Source organism: Enterobacter sp. BIDMC 30, from assembly GCF_000534355.1.
Taxonomy (GTDB): domain Bacteria; phylum Pseudomonadota; class Gammaproteobacteria; order Enterobacterales; family Enterobacteriaceae; genus Enterobacter; species Enterobacter ludwigii.
Genome location: NZ_KI973169.1, coordinates 2,655,458 through 2,678,836 on the forward strand (window position 1 = coordinate 2,655,458; position 23,379 = coordinate 2,678,836).

Below are 23,379 nucleotides of genomic sequence, written 5' to 3' on the forward strand. Positions count from 1 at the left end.
AATGCACTACCGCAACAACACAGAGCGAGAATGAAATGTCGTATGATAAAAAACCACTCATAACAGTTTTTGGTGCCACCAGTAAACAAGGACGTAGCGTAACCACAACCTTGCTGCAAAGTGGGCGCTATCGGGTGCGCGCCTTAACGCAAAACACGGACTCTCCTGCGGCGAAACAGCTGGCGGAACGGGGTGCTGAACTGAGACAAATCACCCTTAAGACGGGCAATGATGCGCATCTGATCGGGGCGTTTGCCGAGTCAGACGGAGCGTTTCTGATGACACCGGGTTTCATCCCCGTATCGACGCAGATGCCAACGGGTGAAACGGCGCTGGGCTACAGGCTTACAGATGCCGCCGTCAACGCCGGGGTAAAACACCTTGTCTTCAGCAGTCTGGAAAACGTCGAGAGAATAACGGGCGGAACTCTATGGGCTCCTCATTTCAGCGATAAGGGCCGAATTGAGGAGTACATCCGCACACTCCCCGTCAGCGCGTCGTTTATTCAACTGGCGTTCTTTTACACCAATCTGGCCGAATATTATCCGCCGCGTAAAGAAGGCGACGAGCTGATCTTTCCCCTCTATCTCCCGGAAGACGTTCGGGCGCCCTTTGTCGACCCGCTCACGGCGACCGGCCCTGCGGTGCTTGAGATGTTCGATAACCCTGAACACTACAACGGCATGACGTTACCCGTTGTCGGTGAGTGTCTTTCGCCGCGTGAGATGGTGGAAACCTTCACGGAGGTCACCGGCATAAAAGCCCGGTATCGCTCAGCCTACACGCGAGAAGCACTCCTTCACCACTTCCCCGATTTCGCAGACAACGCGGCACTGGTCAGTGAAATTACCGGCATGACGGAATATGCCGTGAACTACGGCTATTACGGAAAAGACCGGGATCTCACCTGGAGCAGAACCATAAACCCTGCCACCTTAACGTGGCGTGAATTTCTGATTACGTCTGGCTGGCAAGGGGAAAAACGAACGTTTGATTAACGCAAGCCACCGTCATTCCCGATGATGAAATGACGGTGGCCCATTCCTGGCTTACATCGCCTGGCGTAAATAGATATGCCCTTTCAGATACAGGGTGGCCTGACCGCCGATTAACACCCGGTCCCCCGCCAGCTCACAGCGTAAATCCCCGCCCCGTCGCGAGACCTGGCGCGCGTTCAGCACGGTTTTGCCCAGCTTTTCGCTCCAGTAGGGAATCAACATGCTGTGAGTGGACCCCGTAACCGGATCTTCCGGCACCCCTTCTCCCGGACAGAAGAAGCGGCTGACGAAGTCATATTCATCGCCCGGTGCCGTGACGCAGACCATCTTATCCAGTGGAATCATTGCCGAGATATCCGGCGTAAGGGCCTCTACCTGCTGCTGGTTCTCCAGCACCACCATGTAGTCGCGCCCGACACGCACCTCTTTTGCCCGCTCAATGCCCAGCGCGCTCAACAGCAGCGCTGGCGGATTGTCGACGACCGCCGTCGGCCAGGCCGGGAAGTTGAGCGTCAGCCAGTCACCGCTGCGTTTTACCGTCAGCTCGCCGACGAAACGGGTGGTGAAGGTGATTTCCGTGTGTGGATAATCAAGGTATTCGAAAATGACATGCGATGCCGCCAGTGTGGCATGTCCACACAGGTTAATTTCGTCAAGGGTAGTGAACCAGCGCAGCTCGAATCCGCCGTCAGTGCGTACGAAAAAGGCCGTCTCAGACTGATTGTGCTGTTGCGCCATGTTGAGCAGCGTCTCGTCCGGCAGCCACTCTTCCAGGGGGCAAACCGCCGCTGCGTTGCCGCCAAACGCCCTGTCGCTGAAGGCATCGACCAGATAGAAATCAATTTCCTGCATTGTCTCTTCCTCTTTTGTTATGGTTATTTAGCGCAGAAAGACGGTGCCTTTCAGATAAAGCGAGGCCTGCCCGCTCATCAGCACGCGTGAACCTTTCAGTTCGCAGCGCAGATCACCGCCACGAGCCGACACCTGGCGGGCAAACATCGCTGTTTTACCCAGTTTTTCACTCCAGTAGGGAATAAGCATTGTATGCGCGGATCCGGTGACCGGATCTTCCCAGACGGCAACTCCCGGTGAGAAAAAGCGGCTCACAAAATCATAATCCCCCTCTCCCCGCGCCGTCACGCTGACCTTATGTTCGCCAGGCGTCATTGCCGAGATATTCGGCGAGAGCGCCTCAACCTGCTGGCGGTTTTCCAGAACCACCACCCAGGCTCGCCCCTTACGGGCTTCTACGTAATGGCCGATCCCCAGCGCTGCAAGCATCGCCGGCGGGGGCGTCTCTTCCTGCGTCGGGCATGCCGGGAAGTCCAGCGTCATCCAGTCCCCTTCCCGGCTAACCGTCAGCTGGCCAGAGGCGGTATCAAAGTGGATACGCGGGTCAGGATAGTTGAGTTCATTAAACAGGACGTACGCGGCTGCCAGTGTGGCATGTCCGCAAAGGTTGACTTCGGTAAGGGTGGTAAACCAGCGTAACTCAATTCCCGCTTTACTGCAGACGAAAAACGCCGTTTCCGACTGATTATGCTGCTGTGCCATTCTGAGCAGTGTCTCATCAGGCAACCATGCGTCTAACGGGCACACGGCCGCCGGGTTTCCACCAAACGAGGCATTGCTGAACGCATCTACCAGATAAAAATCAATCTCCTGCATTGTCTTACCGCCTGTTTTTGTTGTGATGTTCTTTTATATTCAATGAAAACCATTCCCCCGGCTACCGCTTTTACCAGGTGAATTTTGAGATCTGCATCACATAATGGTTGAGTTTTCGCCGGTTGACGTTTTAAGATCGTCTCCTCTTCTTTTCAGCAACGAATCTCCGACATCGCTATGACAACGAACACAGTTACCCGCAGAGTCGCGTGGCTACGCGTGGTCACGCTGGCAATTGCCGCGTTTATTTTTAATACCACAGAATTTGTTCCGGTTGGGCTGTTGTCTGACATCGCTGAAAGTTTCCAGATGGAAACCGCGCAGGTGGGCATTATGTTGACCATCTATGCCTGGGTGGTGGCACTGATGTCACTGCCGTTTATGCTGCTGACCAGCCAGATGGAACGGCGAAAGCTGCTGATCGGGCTGTTTGCCCTGTTTATCGTCAGCCACGTCCTGTCGTTTCTGGCGTGGAACTTTACGGTGCTGGTCATCAGCCGAGTCGGTATCGCCTTTGCCCATGCCGTATTCTGGTCGATCACCGCGTCACTGGCCATCCGCCTGGCACCTGCGGGTAAACGCGCGCAGGCGCTGAGCCTGATCGCCACCGGCACGGCACTGGCTATGGTCCTGGGCCTGCCGATTGGCCGTATCGTTGGGCAATACTTTGGCTGGCGAACCACGTTCTTCGCTATCGGCATGGGGGCAATGATCACCCTGGTCTGCCTGATTAAACTGCTGCCGAAGCTGCCAAGCGAACACTCCGGCTCGCTGAAAAGCCTGCCGCTGTTAATGCGTCGTCCGGCATTGCTGAGTATCTATCTGCTGACGGTCATTGTGGTCACGGCGCATTACACCGCCTACAGCTATATTGAGCCGTTCGTTCAGGTCGTGGCCGGCTTTAGCGCCAACTTTGCCACCGTTCTGCTGTTGATCCTGGGGGGCGCGGGCATTATTGGCAGTATTCTGTTTGGTAAGCTCGGCAATCAGCACGCGTCGGCGCTGGTCAGCAGCGCCATTGGTTTACTGCTGGCGTGCCTGGTGTTACTCATGCCAGCGGCGGGCAGCGAGGGTCATCTGGCCGTCCTGAGCCTGTTCTGGGGAGTGGCGATCATGATTATCGGTCTGGGTATGCAGGTGAAGGTGCTGGCCCTCGCCCCGGACGCAACGGATGTGGCGATGTCACTGTTCTCGGGGATTTTCAATCTCGGTATTGGCGCGGGCGCGCTGCTGGGAAATCAGATTAGCCTTCACGTGTCGATGTCGGCGATTGGCTATCTGGGTGCCATTCCGGCACTGGTGGCGCTCATCTGGTCCCTGCTCATCTTCCGTAAATGGCCGGTCGCACTGGAAGAACAGGCCCATCACGGGTAGACCGCAGTCAACGTAAAACGGCAACCAAGGTTGCCGTTTTACGTTACCGGGCGGGTGATTAATGGTACGTCTTAATAATCTCCAGCACGCCGTTGATAATAAACTGCACGCCCATACACACCAGTAAGAAGCCCATCAGGCGGGAAATCGCCTCAATACCGCCCTTGCCGACCCAGCGCATGATCGCGCCTGAACTGCGCAAGGATGCCCATACGATGATACCAATCAGTGCAAAAATCAGCGGGGGCGCAACCGTGATGACCCAGTCGGGAAAGGTCGAGCCATCCCGCACCGTTGACGCGGAGCTGATGATCATCGCAATCGTTCCTGGCCCCGCCGTACTGGGCATCGCCAGTGGGACAAAAGCAATATTCGCGCTGGGCTCGGTTTCCAGCTCTTCGGATTTGCTTTTGGCCTCAGGTGACTCATGCGCTTTCTGCGCAGGGAACAGCATACGGAACCCGATGAAGGCAACAATCAGTCCGCCAGCAATACGCAGACCCGGGATGGAGATTCCGAAGGTGTTCATCACCAGCTGTCCGGCGTAGTAAGCCACCATCATGATGGCAAACACATAGACTGAAGCCATCATCGACTGATGGTTACGCTCGGCGCTGTTCATGTTCCCTGCCAGCCCCAGAAAGAGCGCAACCGTCGTTAGCGGGTTAGCCAACGGCAGCAATACCACCAGCCCCAGACTAATTGCTTTAATCAAATCCAACATAGTGCGTCGTTGTCCTTATCCATGTTTATCACCGCAATTATAGGGTGAAAGTGTGACGTTCAGCCATTCGCTCAACGTAACGATTATTTACGGTCATTAACGATAACCCTTCGTTATCTATTTGAATTGAAAGCATGCAAAAAAAGTTCATGAAACGTTTTAGCAATTCGTGGCATCCGCTGATCCATTCAGTTGACTTATACTTGCCTGAGCAATAATATCTGCCGTGACTAAACTACTTGCCAGGGCAACCATTGTGAAAAGCACCAGTGATCTCTTTAACGACATTATTCCGCTGGGTCGTCTTATTCATATGGTTAACCAGAAAAAAGATCGCCTGCTCAATGACTATCTGTCACCGCTGGATATCACCGCCACGCAGTTCAAAGTGCTGTGCTCCATTCGCTGCGAAGTGTGTATCACGCCGGTTGAGCTGAAAAAGGTGCTCTCTGTCGATCTGGGTGCGCTAACCCGCATGCTCGATCGTCTCGTTTGCAAAGGATGGATAGAACGAAGCCCTAACCCGAATGACAAACGCGGCGTCCTGGTGAAACTCACCAGCGATGGCGCGGCTATGTGCGAGCAATGTCATCAACTAGTAGGACAAACACTGCATCAGGAACTAACAAAAAATTTAACGGCAGATGAAGTGGCAACGCTTGAGCTTTTGCTTAAGAAAATACTGCCGTAAACAGAAAAAGAGGTATGACGATGTCCAGACGCAATACTGACGCTATTACTATTCATAGCATTTTGGACTGGATCGAAGATAACCTGGAATCGCCGCTCTCCCTTGAAAAAGTGTCAGAGCGTTCAGGTTACTCCAAATGGCACCTGCAACGGATGTTCAAAAAAGAGACCGGCCATTCATTAGGTCAATATATTCGCAGCCGCAAGCTGACGGAAATTGCCCAGAAGCTGAAAGAAAGCAATGAGCCGATCCTTTATCTGGCGGAACGTTACGGTTTTGAATCACAGCAAACCCTGACGCGTACGTTTAAGAACTACTTCGACGTGCCGCCTCACAAATACCGTATTACCAGCGTGCCGGGTGAATCCCGATACCTGTATCCACTAAAACATTGTAGTTAATCATCGCCTGTAAAGACGTAACCGAGGAAATCATGAAAGTTACAGCCTCCGCCGCCCTCGCCTTGCTGGTGCTGTTTTCCAGCCAGACCTTCGCGGAGCAAACCCCTCGTGCAACGCAGCAAAATAATCGTGACACGATGATTTTGCCGTCAGCACATGACCAGTCACCTTATGACTTCAACCACATGGGTGCTGGTAGTGACAAATCCGACGAGTTAGGCGTGCCTTATTATAATCAGCACAGCTTCTGATTCGTTTTTGCCCCGCGGATGCGGGGCTTTTTTTATGCCTATCCTCTTGCCCGCGTTACCCGACGCACGCGCAAACCAAACACGTTGATGTACAGCCCGGCCATGATCAGCACGGCCCCCAGCAGCTGCAGCGCACTCAGCTTTTCATCGAGCAACAGCGCGGCGCTGGCCAACCCTACCACCGGAACCAGCAGGGATAACGGCGCAACGCGCCAGGTTTCGTAGCGACCCAGCAGCGATCCCCAGATCCCGTAACCAATAATGGTGGCCACAAACGCCAGGTAGATCAGCGATAAAATGGTGGTGAGATCGATTTCCACCAGGCTTTTCAGCATCACGTCCGGCCCATCAAAAATGAGCGCCGCAACCATAAACGGAACAATGGGGATCAAGGCGCTCCAGACCACCAGCGACATCACCTTCGGGCGCGCCTCATGCTGCATAATCAGCTTGTTGAAGATATTCCCGCAGGCCCAGCTCAGCCCCGCCGCCAGCGTTAACATAAAGCCCAGTAACGCCACGTGCTGCCCGTTCAGGCTGGCTTCTATCAGCACCAGCACGCCGAACACCGCAAGGGTGATCCCCGCCAGCTGTTTACCCTGCAGACGCTCGCCAAAGACAAACGCCCCGAGAATAATGGTAAAGAACGCCTGAGCCTGTAACACCAGAGAAGCCAGACCGGCGGGCATCCCGAACTTAATGGCGCAGAACAGAAACGCGAACTGGCCAAAGCTGATGGTCAGGCCGTATCCCAGTAAGAGTCTGAACGGAATTTTCGGGCGCGCGACAAAGAAGAGCGCCGGGAAGGCTACCAGCAGAAAACGCAAACCGGCCAGCATGAGTGGGGGCATGTTATGCAACCCAAGCTTGATGACCACAAAATTCAGACCCCATACGATGACCACCAGCAACGCCAGCAGCCCGTCTTTTCGCGTCATACTCTGCCCCTGAATGATTAAATTTTTGTAAACACTTCAAGGTAACGAAAAAAACATGCCACGAGAAGATCATTATTTCTGGCAGTCAACTGAAGCACTTACGGATAAATTAGGTGCTATACAAGCCCCTTATGTCGTGATACTCCTGATATATACCTAAAATAATACACGTTGCAGGATGGCGGCGAGCGAGCGCGGCCAGAATCTCTGCGGCTCAAAATACCAAACGCAATTGTCAGGCAGGAATATGAAACCATCACTCAGGCGCTCAACCGCAGCGCTGCTGGCGTCGTCGTTATTATTAACCATTGGTCGTGGGGCAACGCTGCCGTTTATGACCATCTATCTCACGCGCGTATTTAATATGAGCGTTGAGAATATTGGTTATGCCCTGACCATTGCGCTTACCGTCGGTGTGGTATTCAGTATGGGGTTTGGCATCCTCGCCGATAAGTTTGATAAAAAGCGCTACATGCTGATTTCTATCGTCGCCTTTATTGCCGGGTTTGTTGCTATCCCGCTGGTGGATAACGTCACGCTGGTGGTGCTCTTCTTTTCCCTGATTAACTGCGCCTATTCGGTATTTTCAACGGTGCTGAAGGCCTGGTTTGCCGATGTGCTGACCTCGAGCCAAAAAGCGCGCGTTTTCTCGCTAAACTATAGCTTCCTGAACATTGGCTGGACGATCGGGCCGCCGGTGGGCACCTTACTGGTGATGTACAGCCTGCAGCTGCCGTTCTGGCTGGCCGCTTTTTGTGCCGCACTGCCGCTCGGTTTTATCCATTTCTTCGTGCAAAAAAGCGTTGCGCTCGATGCCACCGAAGAGAAAATGCCGTGGCAACCGTCAGTACTGCTTAAAGACCGCGCGCTCTTCTGGTATACCCTTTCCGGCCTGCTGGCGTCGTATGTGGGCGGGTCATTCGCCAGCTGTATTTCGCAGTACGTGTTGGCTGCGAATGCCGACAGCAACTTTGCGCAAAACGTGGTCGCTGTGGTGCTGCCGGTGAATGCTGCGGTGGTCGTCACCCTGCAATACGTTATCGGTCGCAAGATCTCCGCCACCAATATACGTCCGCTGATGACGGTGGGAACACTCTTCTTCGTCCTGGGTCTGGGCGGTTTTATGCTCTCCGGGGAAAACCTGGTCTACTGGGGTATTGCGGCAGCGGTGTTTACGCTGGGTGAGATTATCTATGCACCTGGCGAATATATGCTGATCGACAATATTGCCCCGCCGGGTATGAAAGCGAGTTATTTCTCTGCACAGGCGCTGGGCTGGCTTGGGGCGGCGGCAAACCCGATGATCACCGGTATTATCCTTACCAACCTGCCGCACTGGTCATTGTTTGCGATCATGATGGTTGCCATCGTGATTGCCTGGCTGATGATTTTGCGTGGAATGAGCGTGAAGGCGTGGTGCGAAATGCCGAAAGTGGCTTAAGTCCTCGACGCCGGGCGGCATGACGCCCACCCGGCATCGGGCAGGCCATTAATGGTGCAGCATCTCGTCGACCACCTGCTGTTTGTACATTTCGTTCGGGTAGTACGTCGGCCAGTTATCCATCTCTTTTAGCAGCGCCTCGTGGGAGGTGTTGCCCATAAAGATATGGAAATGGGAAGAGGCTTTTGGGGCGATGGTATGGTCGCTGAACTGGACAAACTTCGGCGCCTTGCTGTCCGGATCTTTACACTCGAACAGATAGCGAACCCCTTTCTTACCTGATGCATAAGTCAGGATCTTATAGCCGCTGTAATCATACTGGCAGCGACTGATAGCCTTACCTTTGTGGAATTCCATCACGTTGTTTTCGATGCCGATAGCCTCAACGTCCGTCGCATACCCTGTGCGGTAGTAGGCTTTCACCTCGTCGAAGGATTTTTTATCCTTCTGCGCTTTCTGTTTAAAAACCGGATCCAGCGCGCCATCGAGCAAAAACGGATAGACGGATTGCCATGTCCCATCCCAGTCAGACAGCTTTCTGTCTTTGACGTCTTTATCCTCAAAGACGCCGCTCGCCGCCTTCTGTTCCGCTTCCGTCATCTGATGTCCATGCGAATGGGCAAACAGCTGACCGCTTACCAGCAGCGCCCCCAGAGTCATTGCAAATTTGCCAATATGTGCAGCCAAAACAAACTCCTCACTCCGTTTTATAAGAATGAGGATGTTATAATATAACATTTCAAATCGCAACCAGTCCGCGAACGCCCTCTTGTTCCATTGTATCGCCCCGTCCACGCTGAATGATGGTCCCGCGCGACATCAGCAGATAGCTGTCGGCAAGTTCAGCGGCGAAATCGTAAAACTGCTCTACGAGCAGGATTGCCATATCCCCTCTGTCCGCCAGCTTGCGGATAACCAGGCCTATCTCTTTGATTACCGACGGCTGAATACCTTCCGTAGGTTCGTCGAGGATTAACAGCTGTGGCCGGCTCGCCAGGGCGCGACCAATCGCCAGCTGTTGCTGCTGACCGCCGGAGAGATCGCCTCCACGACGATGCTTCATCTCTTTAAGCACCGGGAACAACTGCCAGATATCCTCCGGGACGCGCTTTGCGTCGCGGGCGGGGAAGCGTGACAGCCCGAGCAACAGATTCTCCTCGACCGTTAAGCGTGGAAAAATCTCACGCCCCTGTGGAACATAGGCCACACCGGACTGCACGCGCTGGTGCGGTTTGCTGTGGGTGATTTTTTTTCCCTGCCAGATAATGTCTCCTGTTTTTACCGGGATCAGGCCCATCAGACACTTGAGCAGCGTGGTTTTCCCCACCCCGTTGCGCCCCAGCAGACAGGTCACTTCACCGGTCGCCGCTTCAAAACTGACCCCGCGCAGAATATGACTGCCGCCGTAATACTGATTCAGTTCATTCACCTGTAACATGACGGCTCCTTAGCGTCCCAGATAGACTTCTATGACCTGCTCATTCGCCTGCACCTGGCGAAGTGACCCCTCCGCCAGCACGCGTCCCTGGTGCAGTACCGTCACGTGATCGGCAATGGTTTCGACAAAGCCCATATCGTGCTCGACCACCATCAGGGAGTGTTTGCCCGCAAGGGTTCTGAACAGCTCAGCCGTATAGTCGGTCTCCGCGTCGGTCATTCCGGCCGCCGGTTCATCCAGCAACAGCAGATGCGGGTCCTGCACCAGCAGCATGCCAATCTCCAGAAACTGCTTTTGCCCGTGCGAAAGCAGCCCGGCGCGGCGATCGCGCTCACCGCCAAGCCGCAGCAAGAGCAGCATCTCGTCAATACGATCCCGCTGCTCGCCGTTGAGTCTGGCCCGCAGGCTCGCCCAGACGGATTTATCGGTTTTCATCGCAATCTCAAGGTTTTCCCACACCGTGAGCGCTTCAAAGACCGTGGGCTTCTGGAACTTACGTCCGATGCCCTGGCGGGCAATCTCGGCGGGTTCAAGCGCCGTCAGGTCGATGGATTGATCGTACAGCGCTCTGCCGCTTTTAGGCCGCGTCTTGCCGGTAATCACGTCCATTAATGTCGTTTTTCCCGCACCGTTGGGGCCAATCACACAGCGCAATTCACCCACGCCAATGTTCAGTGAGAGGTCCGTCAGCGCCTGAAAACCATCAAAATTCACGTTGATGGCTTCAAGCTGCAGTACCGGATCGGTCTGGTCGCGATAGCGATCCCCGGGTAACTGGCGGGTAAATAATCCTTCGGCTGGCTGCATCAGTGTTCTCCCTTACGAAACAGACCGTAGACACCGCGCGGTAGAAACAGCGTCACGGCGATGAAAATCAGCCCCAGAAACAGCTGCCAGTATTCCGGCAGGGCAACGGTAAAGACGCTCTTCGCACCGTTCACCAGCGCCGCGCCTATCACCGGGCCGACCAACGTGCCGCGCCCCCCCAGCGCAACCCAGATGGCCGCTTCAATTGAGTTGGTTGGCGACATTTCACCCGGGTTGATAATGCCCACCTGCGGCACATACAGTGCACCGGCCAGACCGCAGAGTACGGCTGAAAGTGTCCACACCAGCAGCTTGAAACCGCGGGGATCGTACCCACAAAACGTCAGGCGGTTTTCGGCGTCACGCACCGCGGTCAGAATGCGACCGAACTTACTTTTCGCCAGCGCGAAGCCTGTGCCCAGCGCTATCAGCAACAGCATCACGGTAGCCAGAAACAGCGCAATACGGGTGGTGGTCGCGGTAACGGAAAACCCGAGCAGCGTGGTAAAACCGGTAAAGCCGTTATTCCCGCCAAAGCCGGTTTCATTGCGAAAGAACAGTAACATCCCCGCGTACGTCAGCGCCTGGGTCATGATCGAAAAATAGACCCCTTTGATTTTTGAGCGAAAGGCAAACCAGCCAAACACCAGCGCCAGCAGCCCCGGCACCATCACAATTAATACCAGTGCCCAGACAAAGTGCTGCGTCCCCCACCAGAACCATGGCAGTTCGCTCCAGGAGAGAAACGACATAAACGCGGGCAGCCCGTCACCCGCCGCCTGGCGCATCAGGTACATGCCCATCGCATAGCCGCCCAGCGCGAAGAAGATACCGTGGCCCAGGGAGAGCATTCCGGCATAGCCCCACACCAGATCGAGCGCCACGGCGACAATGGCATAGCAGAGGATCTTACCCGTGAGCGTGAGCATCCAGGTCGAGATCGCCAGCGGATGCGTCGAGGGCAGTAAGGCGAAAAACGGTAAAATCAGCAGGCAGGCCACGATCAGGCTACCGGCTATCTGCGTCGTGCGTGGCGCTTTGCGCGCCAGCGTTAAGGTAAGCGGCTGGCTCATCAGTCAGTAACCCTCCCTTTCAGTGCGAATAACCCCTGCGGACGTTTCTGAATAAACAGAATAATCGCCACCAGGATCAGGATCTTGCCCAATACCGCCCCCATTTGCGGTTCGAGAATTTTATTAAAGATCCCCAGCCCAAACGCCGCGGCCACGCTACCTGCCAGTTGACCCACCCCGCCAAGCACCACCACGAGGAACGAGTCGATGATGTAACCCTGGCCCAGTTCTGGCCCAACGTTGCCTAACTGCGATAACGCCACGCCCCCCAGACCCGCAATCCCCGAGCCAAGCCCAAAGGCCAGCATATCGACGCGACCTGTCGGTACCCCGCAGCAGGCTGCCATGCTGCGATTTTGCGTCACTGCGCGCACGTTCAGTCCAAGACGGGTTTTGTTCAGAATGAGCCACGTGAAGAACAGCACCAGCAGCACAAAACCCAGTACCACAATGCGGTTCCACGGCAGCGTCAGATTGGCAAACACCTGCACGCCACCGGACAGCCATGCCGGGTTTGCCACCTCCAGGTTCTGGGCGCCAAACGTCATGCGTACCAGCTGAATAATCATCAGGCTGATACCCCATGTCGCCAGCAGCGTTTCCAGCGGTCGGCCATACAAATGACGAATAACGGTACGCTCGAGCACCATCCCGATGCTGGCGGTCACAATAAACGCCACCGGCAGCGCAACGATCGGGTAGAGCGCCAGCCACTGTGGGGCGAAGCCGGCCATCAGCTGCTGAACCATCCAGGTGGCGTACGCGCCCAGCATCAGCATCTCCCCGTGAGCCATGTTAATCACCCCCAGCAGGCCGTAGGTAATTGCCAGCCCCAGCGCGGCGAGCAACAGTACCGACCCCAGCGAGAGCCCCATAAACGCCTGACCAAGCAGATCGCCCCACATCAGGCGATGCTCAATCTGTTTCAGACTTTCGGCAGCGGCAGCACGCACGCCGGCATCCGGCTCCGATCCTGCCTGCGTATACGGCATCAGCCGGGACTGAACGTCCGGATCGTCTGATTGCCCTAACAGCGCCACAGCGTTCAGGCGCACCGCAGCCTTCGGACTTGCCAGCTGGAGGTTCGCCAGCGCCAGCTTCAGCGACTGACGGGCCACATCATCCGTTTCGCTGCTCACCTGTTTTTGCAGGAAATCGAGCATTTCAGGCTGCGCATCCCGCTGGAGTTGACGGGCTGCCGCACGCCTTTCCGTGACACTGTCACTCACGAGCTGATGGGTTGCCATTGCCGTCGCCACCAGATTGCGCAGCCGGTTGGTCAGACGCACGGCTTTGGTTTGGCCTGCTGCGGCTTTTGTTTCACCCAGGGGAACCATTGCCCCCTGGCGTTGTGCAAACGCATGTTTCTGGCTGTCGGTGTAGAGACTTTCACTCTGCAGCGCCTGGAGCAGCGGCAACCGTGCCGCCTCCGGCGCGGTTGCCCACTGCGTCAACAGTTCTGCCTGCTGGCTGCGACTGGCGGCCACGAATTGGTCGGCATCCGATGCCTGCACCATCCCTGGCAGCAGTCCGGTAAGCCACACAATAGCGATGATCGTGCGTATGGCGTTCATGACTTTTCTCCCTGCGGTGATAACTTAGTTGCTGGCGGTTTTCATCGGCTGATCGGGCTTTTTGTCATTACCGGCAATGAAGGGACTCCACGGCTGGGCGCGCACCGGCTGTTCCGTCTGCCAGACCACATTAAACTGGCCGTTACCTTCAATTTCGCCAATCATGACCGGCTTATGCAGATGGTGGTTGGTGGCATCCATGGTGAGCGTAAAGCCTGAAGGTGCCTTGAAGGACTGACCGGCCATTGCCGCCCGAACTTTATCGACGTCGGTGGTACCTGCTTTTTCAACCGCCTGCGCCCACATGTGGATCCCGACGTAGGTGGCTTCCATCGGGTCGTTGGTGACCACGGTGTCGGCGTTCGGCAATTTGTGTGCCCTGGCATACGCTTTGTAATCCGCCACAAACGCCTGGTTGGTCGGGTTATCAACGGACTCAAAGTAGTTCCACGCCGCCAAGTTGCCCACCAGCGGTTTGGTGTCGATCCCGCGCAGCTCCTCTTCTCCCACGGAGAAGGCCACAACAGGAACATCGGTAGCTTTCAGGCCCTGGTTAGCCAGCTCTTTATAGAACGGAACGTTGGAGTCGCCGTTGATGGTGGAAACCACCGCGGTTTTCCCTCCGGCAGAGAATTTTTTGATACTGGAAACGATTGTCTGGTAATCGCTGTGACCAAACGGGGTGTATACCTCTTCAATGTCTTTGTCTTCCACCCCTTTCGAATGCAGGAAAGCACGCAAGATTTTATTCGTGGTGCGGGGATAAACGTAGTCGGTGCCTAACAGGAAGAAGCGTTTCGCGCTGCCTCCGTCTTCACTCATCAGGTACTCCACCGCCGGGATTGCCTGCTGGTTTGGCGCGGCACCGGTATAGAAGACGTTAGGTGACATCTCTTCACCCTCATACTGCACCGGGTAAAACAGCAGTCCGTTCAGCTCCTCAAACACCGGCAGCACCGATTTACGCGACACCGACGTCCAGCAACCAAACACCACTGCCACTTTGTCCTGGCTCAGCAGCTGGCGCGCTTTTTCGGCAAACAGCGGCCAGTTCGAAGCTGGGTCAACCACTACCGGTTCCAGCTTCTTACCCAGCACGCCTCCTTTGGCGTTGATCTCATCGATGGTCATCAGCGCAACATCTTTAAGCGGCGTTTCGGAAATCGCCATCGTGCCGGAAAGGGAATGCATGATCCCCACCTTGATGGTATCGGCCGCCTGAGCGCCAAAACTCATCCCCATAGCTACGACAGACGCGGACAATGCGAAGGCTTTTAATAAGGTACGACGGTGCATATTTTCACTCCTGAAAAAGAAAGCTGTGCAAAGGCGTCCGTTACGGCGTGGACGCAGAAAATAAAAACGTCAGCTTAAAGAGAGCAAAAAGGATGCCAGGATGGATAAAGCGCTATGACAGGAGAAGTAACGAAGGATGTAAAAAGAACGACTCAGAATGGTACAGCGCTGCACTTTTATAATGCAGCGCTGTGGCGGAAGGTTTACCAGACTTCGCTGGCGATCTGCGTCACCAGACGGACTTTGTCCCACTGCTGGGTTTCGCTCAGGCTGTTGCCCTCTTCGGTAGAGGCAAACCCGCACTGCGGGCTCAGGCAAATCTGCTCTTTAGCCACGTATTTCGCCGCCTCCTCCAGACGCGCCTTCACCCCTTCCGGGTTCTCCAGCTCGCCATTTTTGGTGGTGATAAGGCCGAGCACCACCTGCTGCTTGCCCGGGCGAACAAAACGCAGTGGCGCAAAATCACCGCTCCGGTCATTGTCGTACTCAAGGAAAAAGGCATCCACGTTGACCGTCCCGAACAGCACTTCAGCCACCGGCTCATAGCCCCCTTCGGAAATCCAGGTTGAACGGAAGTTTCCGCGACAGACATGCAGCCCGATGGTGAGATCGTCCGGCTTGCCCTCCAGTGCCTTATTCAGAACGCGGGCATATATACGCGCCAGCTCGTCGGCATCGTCACCACGCTCGCGGATCTGACGACGTTGATCGTCCGAACAGAGATAGGCCCAGACAGTGTCATCCAGCTGCAGATAACGGCAGCCCGCGTCGTAAAACGCCCGAATCGCGTCCCGCCAGGTGGTCGCCAGATCGTCAAAATAGTCCTTCAGATCCGGGTAGACCGTCGCATCAATGTCTTTGCGCCCACCGCGGAAATGCAGCACGCTCGGGCTGGGAATGGTCATCTTCGGCTGAGCATTGCCGCTAATGCTTTTCAGGTAGCGGAAATCCTCCAGCATCGGGTGATCGCCAAAGCCCAGCTTGCCGGTCACGCGCACGCCGTGGGCTTTGGTCTGAACACCGTTGAACTGAATACCCTGCTGAGAATCGTAACGCTCAACACCCTGCAGACCGTCGAAGAAATCAAAGTGCCACCAGGCACGACGAAATTCACCGTCGGTCACCACATGCAACCCACAGGCGCACTGCAGCTCGACAACATGGCGGATCGCCTCATCCTCAACCGCACGTAGCTGCCCGGCATCAATTTCGCCGCTGGCGTATTTCAGGCGAGCCTGTTTGATGGCATCCGGACGTAAAAAGCTGCCAACTACATCGGCGCGGTATGGGGCATGGTGTCGTTGCATGGAAATCTCCTTTATCTGCCGACAATAATTGCCCGCAGTGATAATTCATTATTTGAATCTTTAGACTTCTGGATGTCTAAATGTCCAAAAAAAGATGTCATACCTGCCGCCAGCCGGCAAACGAGAAAATTTCACGGGTGTTGAAAAAAATTCATCTTCACAGTGCGGAGAGCGATTCCTGGCTCGCAAACTCAAACTTTTCATCTTCCCAGCCGGTGATCCCGCCGAGCATAATTTTCACCGGCAGCCCCAGACGCGCCAGCTTCAGCGCGCCTCTGTCCGCACCGTTGCAGTGAGGCCCGGCGCAATAGACCACAAACAGCGTGCCGTCAGGCCACTGGGCCATGCGTTCGGCGGTGATCTGACGCCACGGCATATGTAGCGCACCGGGAACGTGACGGCGGGCGAAATGCTGCGGGCTCCCGACGACGTGCAGCAGGACGAAATCCTGTTCATGATTCGTGATGGCATGATGCACATCGGCGCAATCGGTCTCGACGCTCAGGCGGCGCAGAAAATGGGTAACGGCTTCCTGGGGTTCAGCAGCCGGAAATTCAGTAACATAACTCATGATCCTTCCTCATCTTTGGCGTTTGTGTTAACACTACTCTATCCACAAATTCAGCCCGTGAATGCGCTCGCTTATGCCAGAAAACAGCAAAAAGATGACAAACTTAAGACAGATTTCCCGCCCTCAGGTCATTGTGCTGGCGTACGACGGTTTGTGTACCTTTGAGTTTGGCGTGGCAGTGGAAATCTTTGGTCTGCCGCGTCCGGAGCTGGGAGACGAATGGTATCGTTTTGCCGTGGCGGGCGTAGACAGCGGTGAACTTCGGGCGACCGGGGGGATTCGCCTCATCACCGACGGTGATTTAACCCTGCTTGAGACGGCCGACCTGATCGTTGTGCCCGGCTGGCGAGGACTGGATTCACCGGTTCCGCCCGCGCTCTGCGCGGCATTACGTAAGGCCAATGCGCGGGGATGCCAGCTTTTGTCGATCTGTTCCGGCGTGTTTGTTCTTGCCGCTGCCGGGCTGCTGGATGGGCGTAAAGCCACAACGCACTGGCGCTATATTGAGGCGCTTAAGGCCCGTTACCCGGCCATCGAGGTGGTTGAAGATGTACTTTATCAGGACGACGGCGACATTCTCACCTCGGCGGGCAGCGCGGCAGGCATCGATTTATGCCTGCACGTAGTCCGGCGGGATTATGGGATGGAAATCGCCAACACCGTAGCGCGTCGTCTGGTCATTCCCCCGCACCGGGATGGCTCACAGCCGCAGCAGCTAAGCCGCCCGGTGGCGCAACTGCGCGAAAGTCAGCGTCTCGGTCAGCTGTTTGATTTTCTGCATACCCATCTTGCCGTATCGCACAGCGTTGATTCACTGGCGCGTCGGGTCGGCATGAGTCAACGCACCTTTCTGCGCCGCTTTCAGGATGCGACCGGCACCACGCCCGCGCGCTGGCTGCTCAATGAGCGCCTGCTGAGGGCAAAAGATTATCTGGAAAGCAGTCGCTTAAGTATCGACAGCATCGCGGAGCAGACCGGATTCGGTCAGGCATCGACCCTGCGTCACCATTTTCGGCAGCAGTTCGCCCTTTCCCCGGCCCAGTATCGCAAACACTATTCGCGTCCTGCCCGCTAGTGGCCGGATTGCAGACAAAAAAAACCGCCATAATATGGCGGTAAATGCTTGCATGGATAGATTTGTATTTTGGTCTCTACGTCCCGACACTCCATGGCCGGGCAGCGGATCTCTTACAAACTAACATCCATAGTCTCAATGAAAGGTAAACAGCCTGATTAACCCGCTTTGGTATTGATTTGCAAATAACGCATCAGACCCTGCTCCGCGCTCTGTTTTGCATCATCATTGATGGCTTCCAGATAAAACGAACGCGACACACCATACGGTGCTTTTTCAGACGGATAAACCGCGAACTCGAATGTTTTACCTCTTGCCTGATTGGTGCAGCCTAATTGCCAGCGCTGGTCATCAATTTTGGTGCTATTACAGGCCACGCGTCCGTAATCGCTGGTTAAATATGACCCAACACGCGCTTTCGCGGATTGAATATATTCTGGTTCGTCATTACTAATAGAGTAAATACCTGCACCCGCCCCAACAGCAACCACCAGCAGCGCAAGCGCTATCATTTTTTTCATTTAACAAGACCCATTCCTTAGCCAGAGTTTAACCATTATATAGGATTTATCCTTAAAGCTAGTGGCTAATTACGTACCAGAATTGGCGGTTAACAAACTTGATGCTAATTTTAGGAAAAGTCTCATCACAGCTGTCGCCGCACAGAATTTGACACTCTCTTTGCGCTAATTTGATTTTTTGAATAATTTCCCGAAGAAATTATTGGCATGATAGTCCTGCGATGGCATTCAACGGTGAAATAATGATGAGAAAAGGGTTAACGCTGATATTGCTGGTGTGTGGGTTATTTTCAGGTCAGCTGATGGCAGGACATAAAGGCCATGAATATGTGTGGGTAAAGAATGTGGAGCATCAGCTCCGCCATGAAGCGGATAGCGATGAATTACGCAGCGTTGCAGAAGAGTCAGCGGAAGGTTTGCGCGAACACCACCTGTGGCAGAAATCGCGCAAACCTGACACGCACTTTCGGTAATTAATTACCCTTACGCTTCGGCAGGGTTTTCATTAAATCGTCCGGGCTCACGGAGGCCACAACGCTACCCGGCGACGGCATTTTGAAAATATGATTTTTCATCTTGCCAATCACATGCATTTCGCACGGACGGCAGTCAAATTTCAGGGTCAGCACTTCGTCGCCATTCACCAGCTGCATCGGTGTGGCCTTCCAGCTTTTAATATTCCCTTTCGCCTGTTTCGGGCAGAGGTTGAAGGCGAAGCGGAGACAGTGCTTGGTGATCATCACCGGCACATCGCCCTTCTCTTCATGCGCTTCATAGGCTGCGTCAATCAGCTGTACGCCGTGACGGTGATAGAATTCACGCGCTTTGTGGTTATAGACGTTCGCCAGGAAGGACAAGTGCGTGTCAGGGTAAACCGGCGCAGGAACGGTTTCGGCCTTGCGGCTGCCGCGTGGATAGTTAGCCAGGCGGGCGGCATCCAGCATTTCTGCCGTCTCGCGGCGGAACTGATTCAGCAGGCTGTTCGGAACAAACAGGGCATCCGGCAGGTTAACGTCGATATGACGCGCGTAGTAAAGGGTCTGCCCCAGCTTCGCCACGCCATCTTTCAGGTTGTTAAGGGCTTTTTCCGCGTTGTTTGCCACCTCGAACAGACCATCAAGCGTGTGCGTCACGCTGATACCGTCTTCACAGGTCATGGTCAGGATCAGCTGCTCTTCCCAGCCGCCCAGTTCAATGTCCACCGCGATACGACGTTCGCTCGAGGTTTTCAGCAGCGCCTGCTGCCAGTTGTGGTCAAGGTTACGGTTCAGTGCCGCGTTAGGGCGCGCTTTGTAGAGATCCGCAGGCATCTCGTTTGGCCATACGCGATAGCGATTTTCACCGGTTTTTTCCACCGTATTCGCACGGAAGCCCACCACTTCACGCTTGATCATCACGTTCAGTCCATCGCCGTTGGCCAGCGGCTCGGTCACTTCCACGTCGAGGTGATCTTTTGCCACTTTCAGCACTTCACCTACCGGCAAACCGATAAACTTCGGTGAATCAAACGCACCGATATCCCCTTTACGGGCATTCACAAAGTAGTCAGTGCTGCCGCGGTGGAAAGTTTTGTCCGTTGACGGAATAAAGAAATGCTCGGTACGACCGGCCGACGCACGCGCCAGGTCACCGCGATCTTCAATGATGGCATCCAGCATCTGACGATAGTGAGCGGTGATGTTCTTCACGTAGCTCATGTCTTTATAACGCCCTTCAATCTTGAAGGAGCGCACGCCAGCGTCAATCAGCGCACCCAGGTTGGCGGTCTGATCGTTATCTTTCATCGAGAGCAGGTGTTTTTCGAACGCCACAACGCGGCCCTGATCGTCTTTCAGGGTATACGGCAGACGACAGGCCTGAGAGCAGTCGCCGCGGTTGGCGCTGCGCCCCGTCTGGGCGTGGGAAATATTGCACTGACCAGAATAGGCGACGCACAGCGCGCCGTGGATAAAGAATTCAATGGTTGCGTCGGTCGCCTGGTGAATATCGCGGATCTGGTTCAGGTTCAGCTCACGCGCCAGCACGATCTGGGAAAAACCCACATCAGAAAGAAACTTCGCCTTCTCTACCGTGCGGATATCGCACTGGGTACTGGCATGCAGTTCAATGGGGGGAATATCCAGCTCCAGCACGCCCATATCCTGCACAATCAGGGCATCGACGCCGGTCTGGTAGAGATCGGTAATTAAACGTTGCGCAGGCTCCAGCTCATCATCATGCAGAATGGTGTTCAGGGTCACGAACACTTTCGCCCCAAAGCGATGGGCGAACGGCACCAGTTCAGCAATATCGCTCAGGCTGTTGCTGGCGTTATGGCGGGCACCAAAGCCAGGCCCACCAATGTAGACGGCATCAGCACCATGAAGGATCGCTTCACGGGCGATGGAGGCGTCGCGGGCCGGGCTTAAGAGTTCGAGATGATGGGATTGCAGGCGCATACTTCGTCGTTATCCGTTATGGTCAAAATGGCGGCTATTGTAGTCAGAAGTATGCGGCAGCGAAACAGTTTTGCGTCGCTTCAGCGGGGATAATGGATCAGGGAGTGAAAATGCACCGGCCGGTCGCTGCTGTTGCGATAGGCGTGCGGTTTATCCCCGGCAAAACGCACCCCAGAATCGGCAGTAATGGTCTGCCACTCGCCATCAATGTTCATCTCCAGTTCGCCGCTGATCACCACCACGTGTTCAATCACGCCAGCCTCGTGGGGCGTGGATTCGCTCAGGGCGCCGGCAGCGAGGGTTATCGAAAAGTGGTCAAACTTTAGCGTCTCATCCCACGGGAATAACGGTTTCACCACCATCGCCTGCTGTTCCGGGTCGAATACCGCCTGCCTGTCAGCTGCCGCCGTGATGAAGGCAGAAAAAGGGATGTTCAGCCCCGTGGCGATTTTCCACAACGTGGATACCGTCGGGCTGGATTCATTACGCTCGATTTGCCCGAGCATGGCCTTTGAAACGCCGGTCTCTTCCGCCAGTCTGGCGAGGCTCCAGCCACGCGCCTGACGCTCGGTTTTCAGTGTGTAAGCAAGATGTTGTGTGATGTCCATGTTCCCTCCTGATGCGACCGATCATACCACTTGTACGCTATAACGCACAGTGTTACCTTAGGGCGGACGTTATAACGCACAACGGAGTTTTTATGCGCCCTTCATCCTCACTCTTTCCTGCCGTTCTCGCCGGTTTTGTCGCCGTTCTGGTGGGATATGCCAGTTCCGCCGCCATTATCTGGCAAGCCGCTGCCGCCGCAGGCGCAAACGCGCAGCAGATCGCTGGCTGGATGACGGCCCTGGGGATAGGTATGGGGGTCAGCACGCTGGCGCTTTCCTGGCGGTATAAAGCCCCGGTGCTCACCGCCTGGTCTACACCCGGCGCGGCACTGTTAGCCACCAGCCTGCACGGGGTAACGCTTGCCGAGACCATCGGGATTTTTATCTTTGCCAACGCGCTCATTCTGCTGTGCGGCGTAACCGGGTTGTTTGCTCGCCTGATGAAGCTTATCCCGCATTCCCTTGCCGCCGCTATGCTCGCCGGGGTGCTGCTCAGGTTTGGATTGCAGGCGTTCAGCAATCTTGAGGGGCATTTTTTGCTGTGCGGCAGCATGCTGGCGGCATGGCTGTTCGCCAAAGCGCTGGCACCCCGCTACGCCATTGTCGCCACGTTGCTGGTGGGTAGTATAGTGGCCTGGGCGGGAGGTGACGTTGTCACAAAAGAGTTAACCCTTTCCGTGGTGATGCCCACGTTTATCGCGCCAACCTTTACGTTTACCAGTTTGATAAGCATTGGCGTGCCCTTTTTCCTGGTCACCATGGCGTCCCAGAATGCGCCGGGCTTCGCCACGATGCAGGCTTCCGGCTATCCGCTGGCCGTATCACCGCTGATGATCGTCACCGGAGGGCTGGCACTGGTGTTATCCCCGCTCGGCGTCTTTTCCATCTGTATCGCCGCGATCACCGCTGCGATTTGCCAGAGCCCGGATGCGCACCCGGATGCCAGCAAACGCTGGCTTGCCGCCGTGGCCGCAGGCGGGTTTTATCTGCTGGCGGGCATTTTTGGCGGATCCATTTCCGGGCTGATGGCCTCCCTTCCCCTGAGCTGGATCCAGATGCTCGCCGGCCTGGCGCTGCTGGGCACCATCAGCGGGAGCTTGTATCAGGCACTGAACAACGAAACGGAGCGCGACGCGGCAATTGTCACCTTTCTGATGACCGCCAGCGGCGTCACGATCCTGGGTATTGGCTCTGCGTTCTGGGGGCTGGTGCTGGGCGGCGTATGTTATACGGTCTTTTCACACCTTCGCCGCGCGTAGCTGCGAGGGCGTTATGCCCATCATGCTGCGAAAGCGGTTACTGAAATGGCTGGCGGAGTTAAACCCGCAAGCCAGCGCGATATCCGTGAGTGGTGTGGTTGTGTGCTGCACCAGCGCTTTGGCTTTCTCCATTCGACGCTGCATCACGTACTGATGTGGCGCCAGCCCCATGGACTGACGGAACATTCTGGCGAAATGATACTCGCTCAGCGCGGCCTGTTCGGCCAGTTCCGCCAGCGTCAGCGGCTGGGAAAGGTTCTCTTCGATAAACGCCAGCACGTTACGCAGCACAAACGGTGACAACCCGCCGGTCACCACCGGCAGCTTCCACTGCACACTGGAGTAATGCTGTAACAGGTGGGTCATCAACAGCGTAGACGCGGTACTCAGGGTGAGCTGGTTAGCTTTTTGCTGCCAGTCGCAGCCGAGCAAAAACTGACGGTAAAGTGCGGTAATTTTCGGGTCACTGCCGAAAATCTTTTCATCCAGCGTCAGGGACAGCGGGCGCTTGTCCCAGATTTTTTCCCCGACATCACGCAGATGCTCATCGGTGCAGTAGAGATGGACAAACGACAGGTCATCGCGAATATCCCACGTCGATTCACTCTCTTTTGGCATCAGACAGAAACGGTCCGGGCCGCCGCCGTTTTTCCAGCCGCCCGGCGTTTTTTGATAGCTCTCATACCCGTCCGCCACGTACAGGCTGAGGGTATGGTGATTACTTTTTACGGTTATCGTGTCGTGCTTGTTGTACCAGGCTGCCAGTTGAATACCGGAATTCAGCGCAACGGTTTCCCGCAGCACGGCGTTCTGCTGGCGTAGCGTTTCAAAGGTATCGTAAGCGCGAGACATAGCTATTAACGGGTGAGTAATCAGACTCTCAGTCTATGAAGTGTTGCGCCACGATGCCAGATCTGCAGCCACAA

25 protein-coding genes are annotated in these 23,379 nt (G+C 55.4%); 9 read left to right on the plus strand and 16 right to left on the minus strand.

The annotated features are described in order from the left end of the window. Positions 1-35: 35 nt before the first annotated feature. Complete coding sequence (locus tag L466_RS09785; protein ID WP_032681015.1) at positions 36-998, plus strand: NmrA/HSCARG family protein; 963 nt, start codon at positions 36-38, stop codon at positions 996-998. A 51-nt stretch (positions 999-1,049) separates the two neighbouring features. On the opposite strand, the gene L466_RS09780 is transcribed toward L466_RS09785, so the two are convergent. Next, entirely contained in the window at positions 1,050-1,850 is an 801-nt protein-coding gene (locus tag L466_RS09780) for a PhzF family phenazine biosynthesis protein (protein WP_032681016.1), read from the minus strand. A gap of 27 nt (positions 1,851-1,877) precedes the next feature. Further along, positions 1,878-2,666, minus strand: coding sequence for a PhzF family phenazine biosynthesis protein (locus L466_RS09775; protein WP_032681018.1), 789 nt, complete (start codon positions 2,664-2,666; stop codon positions 1,878-1,880). Between the two features lie 177 nt (positions 2,667-2,843). On the opposite strand from L466_RS09775, the gene L466_RS09770 reads away from it, so the two are divergent. Continuing rightward, the gene (locus L466_RS09770) at positions 2,844-4,040 is read left to right on the plus strand and encodes a sugar transporter (RefSeq protein ID WP_020884157.1); all 1,197 of its coding nucleotides are present in this window, start codon (positions 2,844-2,846) and stop codon (positions 4,038-4,040) included. A gap of 58 nt (positions 4,041-4,098) precedes the next feature. Here the strand turns inward: L466_RS09770 and L466_RS09765 are convergent, their stop codons facing one another. Next, positions 4,099-4,764 (minus strand): MarC family NAAT transporter, encoded by a 666-nt coding sequence (locus tag L466_RS09765; protein WP_025204209.1) that lies wholly within the window; start codon positions 4,762-4,764, stop codon positions 4,099-4,101. Positions 4,765-5,020: 256 nt separating this feature from the next. On the opposite strand from L466_RS09765, the gene marR reads away from it, so the two are divergent. The 3 genes from marR to marB are packed head-to-tail and all read left to right on the plus strand — an operon-like array spanning position 5,021 to position 6,107. Further along, complete coding sequence (marR, locus tag L466_RS09760; protein ID WP_020884159.1) at positions 5,021-5,455, plus strand: multiple antibiotic resistance transcriptional regulator MarR; 435 nt, start codon at positions 5,021-5,023, stop codon at positions 5,453-5,455. Positions 5,456-5,475: 20 nt separating this feature from the next. Beyond that, positions 5,476-5,856 carry an MDR efflux pump AcrAB transcriptional activator MarA gene (gene marA, locus L466_RS09755; RefSeq protein WP_008502237.1) on the plus strand — a complete coding sequence of 127 codons (381 nt, stop codon included), beginning with the start codon at positions 5,476-5,478 and terminating at the stop codon, positions 5,854-5,856. A gap of 32 nt (positions 5,857-5,888) precedes the next feature. Then, positions 5,889-6,107 (plus strand): multiple antibiotic resistance protein MarB, encoded by a 219-nt coding sequence (gene marB / locus L466_RS09750; RefSeq protein WP_014170042.1) that lies wholly within the window; start codon positions 5,889-5,891, stop codon positions 6,105-6,107. A 38-nt stretch (positions 6,108-6,145) separates the two neighbouring features. Here the strand turns inward: marB and eamA are convergent, their stop codons facing one another. Further along, a complete protein-coding gene (gene eamA, locus L466_RS09745; RefSeq protein ID WP_020884160.1) occupies positions 6,146-7,045 on the minus strand; it encodes an O-acetylserine/cysteine exporter in 900 nt (299 codons plus the stop codon). Positions 7,046-7,292: 247 nt separating this feature from the next. Between eamA and ydeE the strand changes: the two genes are divergently transcribed. Further along, positions 7,293-8,486 (plus strand): efflux MFS transporter YdeE, encoded by a 1,194-nt coding sequence (gene ydeE / locus L466_RS09740; protein WP_025204210.1) that lies wholly within the window; start codon positions 7,293-7,295, stop codon positions 8,484-8,486. A 48-nt stretch (positions 8,487-8,534) separates the two neighbouring features. Here the strand turns inward: ydeE and zinT are convergent, their stop codons facing one another. From zinT to L466_RS09700, 8 genes are all read right to left on the minus strand, one after another. Continuing rightward, entirely contained in the window at positions 8,535-9,173 is a 639-nt protein-coding gene (zinT, locus tag L466_RS09735) for a metal-binding protein ZinT (RefSeq protein ID WP_032682001.1), read from the minus strand. A 52-nt stretch (positions 9,174-9,225) separates the two neighbouring features. Then, positions 9,226-9,924 carry an urea ABC transporter ATP-binding subunit UrtE gene (gene urtE, locus L466_RS09730; protein WP_014170038.1) on the minus strand — a complete coding sequence of 233 codons (699 nt, stop codon included), beginning with the start codon at positions 9,922-9,924 and terminating at the stop codon, positions 9,226-9,228. 9 nt (positions 9,925-9,933) lie between these two features. After that, positions 9,934-10,731: an urea ABC transporter ATP-binding protein UrtD gene (gene urtD / locus L466_RS09725; protein ID WP_020884163.1), complete on the minus strand. Its 798-nt coding sequence runs from the start codon at positions 10,729-10,731 to the stop codon at positions 9,934-9,936. Beyond that, complete coding sequence (urtC, locus tag L466_RS09720; protein WP_032681019.1) at positions 10,731-11,804, minus strand: urea ABC transporter permease subunit UrtC; 1,074 nt, start codon at positions 11,802-11,804, stop codon at positions 10,731-10,733. The genes urtD and urtC overlap by 1 nt, the downstream gene beginning before the upstream one ends. Next, entirely contained in the window at positions 11,804-13,378 is a 1,575-nt protein-coding gene (gene urtB / locus L466_RS09715; RefSeq protein WP_032681020.1) for an urea ABC transporter permease subunit UrtB, read from the minus strand. The genes urtC and urtB overlap by 1 nt, the downstream gene beginning before the upstream one ends. Before the next feature lie 24 nt (positions 13,379-13,402). Next, the gene (urtA, locus tag L466_RS09710; RefSeq protein ID WP_020884166.1) at positions 13,403-14,674 is read right to left on the minus strand and encodes an urea ABC transporter substrate-binding protein; all 1,272 of its coding nucleotides are present in this window, start codon (positions 14,672-14,674) and stop codon (positions 13,403-13,405) included. A 203-nt stretch (positions 14,675-14,877) separates the two neighbouring features. Then, the gene (locus tag L466_RS09705) at positions 14,878-15,981 is read right to left on the minus strand and encodes a cobalamin-independent methionine synthase II family protein (RefSeq protein ID WP_032681022.1); all 1,104 of its coding nucleotides are present in this window, start codon (positions 15,979-15,981) and stop codon (positions 14,878-14,880) included. Positions 15,982-16,138: 157 nt separating this feature from the next. Continuing rightward, positions 16,139-16,552: a rhodanese-like domain-containing protein gene (locus L466_RS09700; protein ID WP_032681023.1), complete on the minus strand. Its 414-nt coding sequence runs from the start codon at positions 16,550-16,552 to the stop codon at positions 16,139-16,141. A gap of 73 nt (positions 16,553-16,625) precedes the next feature. Between L466_RS09700 and ftrA the strand changes: the two genes are divergently transcribed. After that, complete coding sequence (gene ftrA / locus L466_RS09695; RefSeq protein WP_032670382.1) at positions 16,626-17,627, plus strand: transcriptional regulator FtrA; 1,002 nt, start codon at positions 16,626-16,628, stop codon at positions 17,625-17,627. Positions 17,628-17,785: 158 nt separating this feature from the next. Here the strand turns inward: ftrA and L466_RS09690 are convergent, their stop codons facing one another. Further along, positions 17,786-18,148, minus strand: a complete 363-nt coding sequence (locus L466_RS09690; RefSeq protein ID WP_020884170.1) for a hypothetical protein — start codon at positions 18,146-18,148, stop codon at positions 17,786-17,788. A 242-nt stretch (positions 18,149-18,390) separates the two neighbouring features. Between L466_RS09690 and L466_RS09685 the strand changes: the two genes are divergently transcribed. Next, entirely contained in the window at positions 18,391-18,621 is a 231-nt protein-coding gene (locus L466_RS09685; RefSeq protein ID WP_025204219.1) for a DUF2554 family protein, read from the plus strand. Here the strand turns inward: L466_RS09685 and L466_RS09680 are convergent, their stop codons facing one another. Both L466_RS09680 and L466_RS09675 read right to left on the minus strand, forming a co-directional pair. Beyond that, the gene (locus L466_RS09680) at positions 18,622-20,586 is read right to left on the minus strand and encodes a peptidase U32 family protein (RefSeq protein WP_014170027.1); all 1,965 of its coding nucleotides are present in this window, start codon (positions 20,584-20,586) and stop codon (positions 18,622-18,624) included. Between the two features lie 80 nt (positions 20,587-20,666). Beyond that, on the minus strand, positions 20,667-21,194 hold the full coding sequence (locus L466_RS09675; protein WP_032681024.1) for a helix-turn-helix domain-containing protein: 528 nt from the start codon (positions 21,192-21,194) through the stop codon (positions 20,667-20,669). Between the two features lie 92 nt (positions 21,195-21,286). Here L466_RS09675 and L466_RS09670 point away from each other — a divergent pair, with 92 nt between their 5' ends. Then, on the plus strand, positions 21,287-22,453 hold the full coding sequence (locus tag L466_RS09670) for a benzoate/H(+) symporter BenE family transporter (protein WP_032681025.1): 1,167 nt from the start codon (positions 21,287-21,289) through the stop codon (positions 22,451-22,453). Here L466_RS09670 and L466_RS09665 read toward each other — a convergent pair. Beyond that, positions 22,433-23,305 carry a helix-turn-helix domain-containing protein gene (locus tag L466_RS09665; protein ID WP_032681026.1) on the minus strand — a complete coding sequence of 291 codons (873 nt, stop codon included), beginning with the start codon at positions 23,303-23,305 and terminating at the stop codon, positions 22,433-22,435. The genes L466_RS09670 and L466_RS09665 overlap by 21 nt on opposite strands. Positions 23,306-23,379 lie beyond the last annotated feature (74 nt).